13 protein-coding genes are annotated in these 10,016 nt (G+C 65.7%); 6 read left to right on the top strand and 7 right to left on the bottom strand.

The annotated features are described in order from the left end of the window. The coding region (locus JNN06_RS09700; RefSeq protein ID WP_291239388.1) for a crosslink repair DNA glycosylase YcaQ family protein at positions 1 to 281 on the bottom strand (281 nt) is incomplete at its 3' end. 157 nt (positions 282 to 438) lie between these two features. On the opposite strand from JNN06_RS09700, the gene JNN06_RS09695 reads away from it, so the two are divergent. Beyond that, positions 439 to 1,044: a hypothetical protein gene (locus JNN06_RS09695; RefSeq protein ID WP_291239387.1), complete on the top strand. Its 606-nt coding sequence runs from the start codon at positions 439 to 441 to the stop codon at positions 1,042 to 1,044. Positions 1,045 to 1,059: 15 nt separating this feature from the next. On the opposite strand, the gene rlmN is transcribed toward JNN06_RS09695, so the two are convergent. Together rlmN and JNN06_RS09685 are read right to left on the bottom strand one after the other, a co-directional pair. After that, positions 1,060 to 2,238, bottom strand: a complete 1,179-nt coding sequence (gene rlmN, locus JNN06_RS09690; RefSeq protein WP_291239389.1) for a 23S rRNA (adenine(2503)-C(2))-methyltransferase RlmN — start codon at positions 2,236 to 2,238, stop codon at positions 1,060 to 1,062. 121 nt (positions 2,239 to 2,359) lie between these two features. Next, positions 2,360 to 2,893 carry an invasion associated locus B family protein gene (locus tag JNN06_RS09685; protein WP_291239386.1) on the bottom strand — a complete coding sequence of 178 codons (534 nt, stop codon included), beginning with the start codon at positions 2,891 to 2,893 and terminating at the stop codon, positions 2,360 to 2,362. Between the two features lie 170 nt (positions 2,894 to 3,063). Here JNN06_RS09685 and JNN06_RS09680 point away from each other — a divergent pair, with 170 nt between their 5' ends. Then, complete coding sequence (locus tag JNN06_RS09680) at positions 3,064 to 4,053, top strand: asparaginase (protein ID WP_291239385.1); 990 nt, start codon at positions 3,064 to 3,066, stop codon at positions 4,051 to 4,053. A 282-nt stretch (positions 4,054 to 4,335) separates the two neighbouring features. Further along, positions 4,336 to 4,689 (top strand): DUF2794 domain-containing protein, encoded by a 354-nt coding sequence (locus tag JNN06_RS09675; protein WP_291239384.1) that lies wholly within the window; start codon positions 4,336 to 4,338, stop codon positions 4,687 to 4,689. On the opposite strand, the gene JNN06_RS09670 is transcribed toward JNN06_RS09675, so the two are convergent. From JNN06_RS09670 to JNN06_RS09660, 3 genes are read right to left on the bottom strand one after another with little or no spacing between them, the layout of a single operon-like run. Then, positions 4,673 to 5,503 (bottom strand): NlpC/P60 family protein, encoded by an 831-nt coding sequence (locus tag JNN06_RS09670; protein WP_291239383.1) that lies wholly within the window; start codon positions 5,501 to 5,503, stop codon positions 4,673 to 4,675. The genes JNN06_RS09675 and JNN06_RS09670 overlap by 17 nt on opposite strands. A gap of 1 nt (position 5,504) precedes the next feature. Continuing rightward, entirely contained in the window at positions 5,505 to 6,875 is a 1,371-nt protein-coding gene (locus JNN06_RS09665) for a M17 family metallopeptidase (RefSeq protein WP_291239382.1), read from the bottom strand. Between the two features lie 55 nt (positions 6,876 to 6,930). Then, positions 6,931 to 7,323 carry a hypothetical protein gene (locus JNN06_RS09660; protein WP_291239381.1) on the bottom strand — a complete coding sequence of 131 codons (393 nt, stop codon included), beginning with the start codon at positions 7,321 to 7,323 and terminating at the stop codon, positions 6,931 to 6,933. A 122-nt stretch (positions 7,324 to 7,445) separates the two neighbouring features. Here JNN06_RS09660 and JNN06_RS09655 point away from each other — a divergent pair, with 122 nt between their 5' ends. Genes JNN06_RS09655 through JNN06_RS09645 form a run of 3 tightly spaced genes read left to right on the top strand, consistent with a single transcriptional unit; the run spans position 7,446 to position 9,435 of the window. Then, positions 7,446 to 8,093 (top strand): carbonic anhydrase, encoded by a 648-nt coding sequence (locus JNN06_RS09655; protein ID WP_291239380.1) that lies wholly within the window; start codon positions 7,446 to 7,448, stop codon positions 8,091 to 8,093. 52 nt (positions 8,094 to 8,145) lie between these two features. Then, complete coding sequence (locus JNN06_RS09650; RefSeq protein ID WP_291239379.1) at positions 8,146 to 9,123, top strand: sodium-dependent bicarbonate transport family permease; 978 nt, start codon at positions 8,146 to 8,148, stop codon at positions 9,121 to 9,123. A gap of 3 nt (positions 9,124 to 9,126) precedes the next feature. Beyond that, entirely contained in the window at positions 9,127 to 9,435 is a 309-nt protein-coding gene (locus JNN06_RS09645) for a transcriptional regulator (protein WP_291239378.1), read from the top strand. A 3-nt stretch (positions 9,436 to 9,438) separates the two neighbouring features. Here JNN06_RS09645 and JNN06_RS09640 read toward each other — a convergent pair. Further along, positions 9,439 to 10,016 (bottom strand): DUF4139 domain-containing protein (locus JNN06_RS09640; RefSeq protein ID WP_291239377.1); only part of this gene is annotated, 578 nt, incomplete at its 5' end.

Genomic DNA, 10,016 nt, shown 5'->3' with positions numbered 1-10,016 from the left:
ATCGGCAGGATGGAGGCATCATGCGTCCAATGCTCCCACACCCCCCGCTGCGCCAACAGCCGGTCCAGCGCCTGCGGCTGATAGCTTGGGCGCCGGGCAAACAGAATCATCTGATGTGCCCGCGCCACGGTGTTGATGCTGTCCACCTGCACAAAGCCGATGCGGTCGATCAGCGCCGCCAGATCGGCGCCCTTGGCCGGGCCCGAGGGAGGTTCGGCCAGGGCATGACGATCCAGAAAGATCGCGCGGGCTTGCGGGTTGGTCAGCAGCGGATATGTCATCCCGGCATGCTACCAGCCGGTTTTGGGCGTGCAATCCCCCGTCTTGGCGATGCTTTGCAAGTAGCGGAGCCAGCGCCGCCACCCCCCGCGCCAGAATGCCCAAATTCCGCCACAGGCATCGGCCATTTTCGCGCCAAGGTTGATTTGAGGTATCGTGATGAAACAAATTGCAAAACTTGCCCTGATGGCCCTGCTGGCCGTGACCGCCGGGCCAAGCCAGGGTCAGACGCCCGAGGCCAAAGCCGATCTGGCGCTGCTGGAGACACGCGCCGCGGGGGATCCGCTGATGGGTCAGGTCTGGGTGCAGCTGCGCTCTGAAACCAGCGCGCGCTCGGGCCAAAGCGTGTTGCGGATCGTGGAAACGCTCAGCGGCATCCGGCAGACCCGCGATGGGGCGCTGCCGCTCAGCTATCGGCTGCAAGGGCAGGTGCAGGCCGCCGCGATCCGCGCCCAGACCGTTGCCGAGATCCTGCGCAGTGATCTGAATGGCGACTGGCAGGTCAGCCGCGAGGAACTGGTGGCCTCGCTCAGCCATGCCAATCGGGGCGGCGGTGGCGAGGCTGCGACGGCCTTTTTGTTGGGGGATGCGGATCAGAACAGCCTTCTGACCACCGAGGAGATCAAGGCCTCGGCCGAGGCGATGCTGCCTGTCCTGTCGGGCCGCCGGGGGATGGACGTTGGCGCGCGCCTGTTCGATCTGGATGATGACGGCATCCTGACCCAATCGGAATATGACCGGGTTATTGCCGCATTGCAGCGCTGAGCAATCTGGCGGGGCTTACAGCCCCGCCTCTGCCGCGATCTCGGCCCGGCTTTTGCGCGCGCGCTCGGTGGCGGATTTCAACTGGCCGCAGGCCGCCATGATGTCTTCGCCGCGCGGAGTGCGGATCGGCGAGGCGTAACCGGCCTTATAGATGATGTCGGCAAAAGCCTCGATCCGCTCCCAATCCGAACGCTGATAGGGGGCGCCGGGCCATTCGTTGAAGGGGATCAGGTTGATCTTGGCCGGGATGCCCTGGATCAGCTTCACCAGACGTTTGGCATCGGCGTCACTGTCGTTCACATCCTTCAGCATCACATATTCAAAGGTGATGCGCTCGCTGTTCGACAGGCGCGGATAGTCGCGCAGCGTTTCCAGCAGGGTGGCGATGTTCCATTTCTTGTTCACCGGCACCAGACGGTCGCGCACCTCATCGGTGGTGGCGTGGAAGGAGATCGCCAGCAGGCAGCCGATTTCCTCGGCGGTTTTGGCAATCTCTGGCACGATGCCGGAGGTGGAGAGCGTGATGCGGCGGCGCGAGAGGCTCAGCCCCTCATTGTCCATCACCACCTTCATGCCATCGCGCACATTGTCGAAATTATACAGCGGCTCGCCCATGCCCATCAGCACCACATTGCTGATCAGGCGGGTTTCATCCTTGGGCGCGCCCGGCACCGGCCATTCACCCAGATCATCGCGGGCCAGCATCACCTGCCCGACGATTTCGGCGGCGGTCAGGTTGCGCACCAGCTTTTGCGTGCCGGTATGGCAGAAGGAACAGGTCAGCGTGCAACCGACCTGGCTGGAGATGCAGAGCGTGCCCCGGGTTTCCTCAGGGATATAGACCGCCTCGACCTCATGCCCGCCCGCGATGCGCAGCAGGTATTTGCGGGTGCCGTCGGCGCTGATCTGGCGGGTGACCACCTCGGGCACCTCGACCACGAAATGCTCGGCCAGAAGCGCGCGATACTCTTTGGCGAGGTTGGTCATCTGCGCAAAATCGCGCACGCCCCAGTGATAGATCCATTGCCAGACCTGCCCGACCCGCATCTTGGCCTGACGCTCGGGCGTGCCGGCGGCGATCAGCGCCTCGCGCAGCTGATCGCGCGTCATCCCCACAAGGTTCGGCTTGCCGCCCTCGGGCAGCTTGCGCGGGATCGTCAGCACGTCCTGCGTGATGGGCGCCTGCGGGGTCAGGTTCGGGGCGGTCATGGCGAGGGATTCCCTGCGGTTTGGGCGGGTAAACAGCGTTTCTACAGGAAAATGCCGCGCTTGCCAAATGGCGAGCGCGGCATTGGATAATACGGGTGCGCGCGGCTTACTTGCAGCGCTTGCTGGCGTCGTCGATGGCGGCGGTCACCCCGCGCAGCGACAGCGTGTCCTTGGTCTGGGTGCCACGGCCCGAAACGCCGGTCACCGTCGCGGTGGAGCCTTTTTTCAGCGCCGCGATGATCTGGGCATCCTGCTCGGCGCCCGAGGTCCAGGCATATTCGCCATCGGTGAACAGGTCATGCACGGTGCCGTCAATATCCAGCTTCACGGTGCTGTCCTTGGCAAACGGATAGCCGCCCGTATAGCTGACCTCGCCTTTCGAGCCACCGGCGCGATAGGTCACGAACAGCAGGATCTCGCTGCGGCTGGCATTCACCGGCTTGCCGTCACGGCTGGCCTCCGAGGATTTCGGGGCGGTCACGGCCCAGCATTCCTTCGGCGTGCCTGCCGGCGGTTCGGTAAACACCGACCAATCCGTCATCACGGCGACCTGATTGGTCGATTCCTGCGCATAAGCGCCGGTCGCAGCGATCAGCGCCAGCGTGGCCCCGCCAAGGGTGCGAGCGATAAAGGAGTTCATGCCTCAGCCTCCAGCCGAAAGTGCCTCTGCCAGCCCCGCGCCCCTGCCGCTTGCTGCGGCTTTTCGGTGGCGGGGCAAATTTCAACCCGATAAACCTTCATATCAGGAAAATGGCAAGGCGCGAAAGGCCGATAGGCAGGGAATCGCGCAACTGTTATGGAGGATGGCCGATGACAGCAGTAGCGATGGCCGAGCTGTGGCGCGGCGGCATGCTGGAAAGCACACATCTTGGGCATGCCGTGATCTGCGATGGCAGCGGCCAGATTGTCGAGGCCTGGGGCAACCCGGCGCGGGTCATCTTCCCGCGCTCCTCCTGCAAGATGATGCAGGCCTTGCCGCTGGTGGAAAGCGGGGCCGCAGATGCAGCGGGGCTGACCGGGGCGCAACTGGCGCTGTCTTGTGCCAGTCATCAGGGCGCGGCGCTGCATGTGAATGCGGTGCGCGACTGGCTGGCGGCCTTGGGTCTGGGCGAGGCCGATCTGCGCTGCGGCAGCCACGAGCCCTATGACAAGGCCGAGCGCAACCGCCTGATCAAGACCGATGACAGCCCCTGTCAGTTTCATAACAATTGCTCCGGCAAACATGCCGGAATGCTGACCTATACCCGCCATATCGGTGCCGGGCCGGACTATGTTGACCCCGGCCACCCGTTGCAACGCGCCATTCTGGAGGCCTTCGAGGCCACCACCGGCGAAACATCCCACGGTTTCGGCATTGACGGCTGCTCGGCCCCCAATTTCGCCTGCACGGTGGAAGGCCTAGCCCGCGCCATGGCCTTTTTTGCCGCCGCGCCGGAGAGCGGCACCGCCCGCGAACGCGCCGCGCATCGGCTGACCCGCGCCATGGCCAGCTTTCCCGAATTTGTCGCGGGCGAGGGCCGCGCCTGCACCATCCTCATGCGCGAGATGGGCGGGCGCGTGGCGATCAAGACCGGGGCCGAGGCGGTGTTCGTGGCCATCCTGCCCGAAAAACAGCTGGGCATCGCGTTGAAGATCGAGGATGGCAATTCCCGCGCCTCCGAGGCCGCCATTGCCGCGCTGTTGCAGCGTTGCGGCGTGCTGTCGCCCGAGGCGGCCGCGCGCTACACCCATGCCGCGCAACGCAATTGCCGGGGTTTTGTCACCGGCCATGTGCAGCTGGCGCCCGGTTTTCCAGTCTGAGGGCTTTCCCGTGTGAGGGCTTCCCAGCCTGAGCCCCCGAACAGCAAAGGCCCCCGCCTTTGCAGGGGCGAGGGCCAAGCCGACAGCAAGCACCCGGTGAAACAGGCTGGGTGGGGGCAATCGTCCGTCCCACCGGGCTTTGTCACTTGCTACACCTTTGTTATCGCCGCTTGACGTGGCGGAAATGCGGATGGCGCAGGGTCATTCGGCGGAGTTTTCGGGGCAAATCCAAGGCGCGCGGCGAATGTTGATTTGTTAACCGGGGAATGGCAGCATTGTAACATGAGCATGATGCCCCCTGTTCCACCGCAGCCCAACCCCTTCGCCGCCCGCGACGAGGTGGTCAGCTTTGACCGGCACGAGCTTGGCGCCATCCTCTCGGTCTATGGCCGCATGGTGGCCGCCGGAGAGTGGCGCGATTACGGCTTTGCCGCGATGCGGGAGGTGGCGGTGTTCTCGATCTTCCGCCGCACCGCCGAGGTGCCGCTGTATCGCATCGAAAAGCGTCCAAGGCTGCGGGCAAAGCAGGGCATCTATGCCGTTCTGGGCGAGGGCGGGCAGGTCTTGCGACGCGGGCATGATCTGGCGGCGGTGCTGCGCTTCTTTGACCGCAAGCTGATCAAACCGATCGAATGATCCGTCGCCGCGCCGTCACCGGCCCGTCGCCTGCGGCCGCAATGCGGGCGATGGCGGCCGCGATCTCCTCCTCGACCACCGCCATGAAAGCGCCGGTGGCATGGATCATCCGGCTGTCCGACAGCGCGATGGCGACATGGCCTTTCCAGAACAACAGGTCATTGCGCTGCAACGCCGCCCCCTCGGGGATCGCCGCCCCACAGCCCGCCTGAAGGTCGCTATCCCCCGGCAAAGCCATGCCACAGGCGTGAAACGCGATCTGCGCCAACCCCGAACAGTCGATCCCGGCGCGGGAATTGCCGCCCCAAAGGTAGGGCGTGTGCAGGAACATCTGCGCCACCGTCGCCGGGTCATCGTGATATTCGCCCAGCGGTTTCAGATGCGCCAGCGGCACAAAACCCTGCGGCGTCTCGGCCCAGGCGCCTTGCGTGCCGGTCACCCGCAGCCGCGCGCCCATGCTCAGCGCCGCAAGGTCGCGATGCTGCACCTTTGGCCCATCGTAAAGATGGGTGCCGGGGGTCGAGACCCAATGCGTCGCCGCCTCGGCCTCTGTGAGCTGCGCCTCGCGCAGATAGCCGCAATAGCCGTCCTTCGCCGCCTGCACGAAGGCCCAGGCCGCATGCCGGTCGATCACCGTCAGCGCCTCGCCCCAGATCACCTGCCGGTCGCGCGCGCCCTCGGGCGCCTTCAGCAGATCGGCCACCGGCACCGCCACGCGGGCAGGCTCGCCCGCCACAAAGCGCGGCGCATCCACCTGACCGCGCAGGGATTCCAGCGCGGCACGGGCATTGGCAGGGGTCAGGCGGCGATCCATCTTACCGCCCCAGCATGGCGGGCAGGCCCAGCAAAAGCGCCCGCGCGCCCTGGCCGACGCCCCCCTTGGGCCGCGCCGGGGCATCGCTGGGCGTATGGCCGTAAATGTCAAAATGCATATAGCGCGGATGGTCGGCAAAGCGGCGCAAGAACAGCGCCGCCGTGATCGACCCCGCAAAGCCAAAGCCCGGCGCATTGTCCAGATCGGCGATTCCCGGCTCGATCACCGGCTCATAGGCCTCATGGAAAGGCAGCCGCCAAACCGGATCGGCCCCCGCCAGCGCCCCCGCCTCCAGCGCCGCCGCCAGTTCGGGATCGTCGGTGTAATAGGGCGCGAGGTCCGGCCCCACCGCCACCCGCGCCGCGCCGGTCAGCGTGGCCATGGAAATCAGCAGTTCCGGGTTTTCCTCGGCGGCCCAGGCCAGCGCATCGCCCAGAACCAGCCGCCCTTCGGCATCGGTATCATTCACCTCGACCGTCAAGCCCTTGCGCGAGCGCAAGATGTCTTTCGGGCGCATCGCCCGCCCGGAGACAGAGTTCTCCACCGCAGGCACAATGACCCGCAGCCGGATCGGCAGATTGACCTGCATGATCATCTGCGCCAGCCCCATCACCGTGGCCGCGCCGCCCATATCCTTTTTCATCAGCTGCATGCCGGAAGAGGGCTTGAGGTTCAGGCCGCCCGTGTCAAAGCAGACCCCCTTGCCCACCAGCGTGACGCTGGGCCCCCGGTCGCCCCACCGCATCGACATGATCCGCGGCGCCCGGTCCGAGCCCTTGCCCACCGCATGAACCATTGGGAAATCGCGTTCCAGATCAGCGCCTTGAACCACCTGCGTTGCGGCGTCAAAGCGGTCGGCCAGCGCCAGAAAGGCCTCCTGCAACTCCTCGGGGCCCATATCGGCGGCGGGGGTGTTGATGAGGTCGCGGGTCAGCCACTCGCCCGCCGCCATCGCACCCACGCTCAGCGGGCAGGCCCCGGCGGGGCATTTCAGCTGCGGCAGGCTGCGGGATTGCGGCTTGTAATGGTCAAAGCGATATTGCGCGAGCAGCCAGCCAAGCGCGGCCTCGGTCGCCAATTCGCGGGGCAGCCCTTCAAAATGCCAATCGCCGGCGGGCAAGACCGCCACAGCCTTGGCCAGCCCAAAGCGCAGCCGCCGCCGCGCGGCGGGCGTGCCCAGCCCGATCACCGCGCCCGCCACACCCGTTCCGGGGATCAGCGTCACCTCGCCCCACCCCGCCTTGAATCCGGTATCCCGCAGCCAGGCGGCCACCGGCGCAGGCTGGCCCTCAAGCCAGGCCTCCAGCCCGTCGGGGCTGACAACATGCAGCGGGCGCGAGGGCGCTTGCGGATCGGCAAAGGCGGGGGTCATGGCGGGGCTCCTTCCAACTTGGCCCGAGCCTAGCCCATCCGACGCCGCCCGCAAGTCAGCTTGATTCGATCAAGGCCCTGTCCACGACCAAAGACCGCTCTGCCACCCGCATCAGCCGCGCCCAGACCGCAGAAAACGCCGTCGGGTCTGCCTGATCCAGACATTGCCGCAAATCGCCCGCGACCTGCGAGAGGCTCAGCATGCCCAGCTGTTCTGACATGCGCTGCAAGCGGCGCAGCTGGCGCGACAGATCCTGCAATTCATGCGCGCGCACCTGCGCGGCCAGACCCGACATGGTCAAAGCCAGCTCGCCCAAAGCGCGCGTCACCACCTGTTCGGCCTGAACCGTGCCCAGATCGCGATACATGGCCGCAACCGGCTCGATATTCTGTCGCAGCTGATCAACCGGCCGCAAGACCGTGACATTCCCCATGATGTGTCCACCCACATGAAATCACCCAAGCCCAGCTTGCACCGACAGGCTGAACAAAAGGTTTCGCCACATCCAAGAAACCTCTCGAATTTTCTGCAATTGCAGCATATGGAGGCAAAAACCTGACGGAGGATGTGATGGACCAAGCCAAGCCCCTGCCCGGTTATCTGGTTGGCCGCTACCACGGCTGGCGGGCGACAACCTATCAGGACAACAAGGCCTGGTATAAAAGCCTCGCCGCCAATGGGCAGCATCCGCGTGCCATGATCATCTCTTGCTGCGACTCGCGCCAGCATGTGACCTCGATCTTCGGCGCGGATGAAGGCGAGTTCTTCATTCACCGCAATATCGCGGGCCTCGTGCCGCCCTATTGCCCCGATGGCGGCAATCACGGCACCTCGGCCACGGTGGAATATGCCGTGACCGCGCTGAAGGTCGCGCATATCATCGTGATCGGCCATTCCGCCTGTGGCGGCGTGAAGGGCTGCGATGACATGTGTTCCGGCAAAGCCCCGCAACTGCTGGAGAAATCCAGCTTTGTCGGGCGCTGGATGGATATTCTGCGCCCCGGATACGAGCGTGTCAGCCACCTGCCGGAGGCCGAGCGCGGCGCCGCGCTGGAAAAGCAGGCTGTGCTGGTCAGCCTGGAAAACCTGATGAGCTTCCCCTTCGTCCGCGAGGCGGTGGAGCAGGACATGCTGACCCTTCACGGCCTGTGGAACGACATTGGCGAAGGCGGGCTGGAGCATTACGAACCGGCACAGCGCAGTTTCGTCTCCATCTGACCTTGAACTGCGGGTCACTCACCCTATCTGGGCCAAAATGCCGGAGGATATGATGCCCGACATGCTGGCGCTGGCTGCGCAAAACCTGCTTTCCCCTGTCATTCTCTGCTTTGTTCTGGGGCTTTTGGCGGCGGTCGCGCGATCCGATCTGACCATCCCCGAGGCCGTGGCCAAGGGAATGTCGATTTATCTTCTGTTCGCCATCGGCTTCAAAGGCGGCGTTGCGGTGGCGGCGCATGGGGTAGACCTGACCTTGGGCAAGGCCATGCTGGCCGGGATCGTGCTGTCCTTCCTGCTGCCCTTCCTCGCCTTCGCCCTGCTGCGCGCGATCACGGCCATGTCGGTCACCGACGCGGCGGCGGTGGCTGCGCATTACGGCTCGATCTCCATCGTCACCTTCGTCACCGCCACCTCGGTGCTGCAAGCGCAGGGCATTGCGGCCGAGGGCTATATGGTGGCGGTGGCCGCCGCGATGGAAGCCCCCGCCATCATCAGCGCCCTTTGGCTGGCCAGCCGGGGCGGCGCCCGCAGCGAGGGCGACGGCGACCTGTGGCGCGAGATTTTCCTCAATGGTTCCATCGTCTTGCTGGTCGGGTCTTTCCTGATCGGGGCGATCACCGGCGACAAGGGTATGGCACGGATCGAGGCATTCATCGTCACCCCGTTCCAGGGTGTGCTGTGCCTGTTCCTGCTGGATATGGGTCTGGTGGCCGGGCGCGGGCTGGCGCAGGCGGGCAAATTGCTGCGCGGCGGCACCCTGGCTTTCGGCATGGTCATGCCGCTGCTGGGCGCCACAGCCGCCCTGATGGCCGGGCTGGGGCTGGGCCTTTCCACGGGCGGCGTCGCGCTGTTCATGGTGCTGGGCGCCTCTGCCAGCTATATCGCCGTGCCCGCCGCCATGCGCGTGGCCTTGCCCGAGGCTAACCCCTCGCTCTCGCTCTCGCTGGCGCTTGGCATCACCTTCCCTTTCAACCTGACCCTCGGCATCCCGCTTTACATCGCGATTGCCCAAAGTCTGACCGGAGGCTGACCCATGCAGACCCATCTGGCGAAACGTGTGGAAATCATCATCGAGGCGCCGATGGAGACGCGCCTGACCGCCGCGCTGGAGAAAGCGGGGGTCACCGGCTTCACCATCCTGCCGGTTCTGGGCGGCTCGGGTCGCTCGGGCCGCTGGAGCCGCGAGGGGCAGGTGGGCCGCGCCGGCATGGTGGCGGTGATCTGCCTCATCCGCCCCGAGCGGCTGGATACCCTGCTGGACGCCGCCTTCGCGGTGGTGGAGCGCCATATCGGCGTGGTCAGCGTGTCCGACGCGCAGGTGCTGCGCGCCGAACGGTTCTAGCGCTCAGCGCAGTTCCAGCCCGGCGGGCCAGCGCATGTCCACCTCAAGCCCGATTTCCCTGGTGGCACCGGGTTCCAGATCAAAATGCCAGCCCAGCAGGCCGCGCTGGCCCTCCGGGTCGGTCTCGTCCGGGGCCTCGGTCGCAGTATAGGTGATCTCCAGATCTTCCTGTTCGGAATAAGGCACCTGATCCACCAGATGCACCGGCCAGGCCTCGCGCGTCAGGTTCTCGATCTTCAGCACCGCCGCCTCTTTGCGCGCGGAGTCAGAGCTGAACACCCCGGCATCGCCTTCGCTGTTCTTCGGCATGTCGCGCGTCAGGCGCAGGCCTTCGATCGGGCCGAAGGGCAGCTCCAGCTTGTCGCCCGCCGCCACGGTGGAAATCTCTTGCCCGCCCACCAATTGCCCGTCGCGGAACAGATATACCATGCCGGGCAGCAGCAATTCCGGCAGCGCCTCGGCCTTGGCCACCACAAAAGCCGTCGAATCGCGGCGCGGCACGGCGCGGGCCTCCGCCTCTGGCGTCAGGGTCAGTTCTGACAGGGCGACGCGCAGATCCTCCACGCCCGAGGCCACGGTCA

Source organism: Gemmobacter sp., from assembly GCF_016792925.1.
GTDB lineage: Bacteria > Pseudomonadota > Alphaproteobacteria > Rhodobacterales > Rhodobacteraceae > Gemmobacter.
Note: the sequence above shows the minus strand (reverse complement) of the source record. Positions and strands in the feature narration are given on the sequence as shown.

Bases quoted from the DNA above. Each gene is read 5' to 3' on its own strand.
- JNN06_RS09695 (WP_291239387.1), top strand. From the start codon at position 439: ATGAAACAAATTGCAAAACTTGCCCTGATGGCCCTGCTGGCCGTGACC.
- JNN06_RS09685 (WP_291239386.1), bottom strand. From the start codon at position 2,893: ATGAACTCCTTTATCGCTCGCACCCTTGGCGGGGCCACGCTGGCGCTG.
- JNN06_RS09680 (WP_291239385.1), top strand. From the start codon at position 3,064: ATGACAGCAGTAGCGATGGCCGAGCTGTGGCGCGGCGGCATGCTGGAA.
- JNN06_RS09675 (WP_291239384.1), top strand. From the start codon at position 4,336: ATGAGCATGATGCCCCCTGTTCCACCGCAGCCCAACCCCTTCGCCGCC.
- JNN06_RS09670 (WP_291239383.1), bottom strand. From the start codon at position 5,503: ATGGATCGCCGCCTGACCCCTGCCAATGCCCGTGCCGCGCTGGAATCC.
- JNN06_RS09665 (WP_291239382.1), bottom strand. From the start codon at position 6,875: ATGACCCCCGCCTTTGCCGATCCGCAAGCGCCCTCGCGCCCGCTGCAT.
- JNN06_RS09655 (WP_291239380.1), top strand. From the start codon at position 7,446: ATGGACCAAGCCAAGCCCCTGCCCGGTTATCTGGTTGGCCGCTACCAC.
- JNN06_RS09650 (WP_291239379.1), top strand. From the start codon at position 8,146: ATGCCCGACATGCTGGCGCTGGCTGCGCAAAACCTGCTTTCCCCTGTC.
- JNN06_RS09645 (WP_291239378.1), top strand. From the start codon at position 9,127: ATGCAGACCCATCTGGCGAAACGTGTGGAAATCATCATCGAGGCGCCG.